The following is a 516-nucleotide window of genomic DNA, read 5'->3' on the forward strand; positions in this document are numbered from 1 at the left end:
GAACAGCTTGCGCCCGGCACCCTGGACCAGGCGGCGCAGGAAGACCAGGAAGGTCGCCGCTGTGAGCGCGCCATCATAGATCATGAACCGCAGCGTGCCCCGGTTGGTCAGGCTGGAGATCATGGACTGCGAGACCCGCGCCGCTGGCCGGGGCAGGACGGGGGTCTTGCCCCTTGGAGCGAAACTTCGGCCGTAACTGGCCTGGTTGGACAGGCCGGTCTCGTCCGCCCAGTGGATCTCAGCGCCTTCAACCTTGGCCCGGGCGGCAATCGCCGGGTACGCGTGTTGCAGCCAGGTGCGGACCTCGGGTTCCCGCCGCTCGGTGGCCCGGTGTGCCGGGCGCTGCGCGGTGAAGCCCCAGGCCCGCAGGGTGCGCCCGAGGGCTGAGGCTGACAGTCGCACCCCGGTCTCCCGCTCGATCAGGGCGCCAACCGCTTCGCGGGTCCACAACGAGAATGGCAGCTTCAACTGATCCGGGCAGCGGTCCGCGATCAGGCGCCGGATCCGCTGCTCCTG

1 protein-coding gene is annotated in these 516 nt (G+C 70.0%); it reads right to left on the reverse strand.

Annotation, left to right across the window (positions count from 1 at the left end; genetic code table 11):
• A partial coding sequence (locus Q7A36_RS40790) for a winged helix-turn-helix domain-containing protein (RefSeq protein WP_305109481.1) occupies positions 1-516 on the reverse strand: 516 nt, incomplete at both ends.

Source organism: Paracraurococcus lichenis, assembly GCF_030657435.1.
Taxonomy (GTDB): Bacteria; Pseudomonadota; Alphaproteobacteria; order Acetobacterales; family Acetobacteraceae; genus Paracraurococcus; species Paracraurococcus lichenis.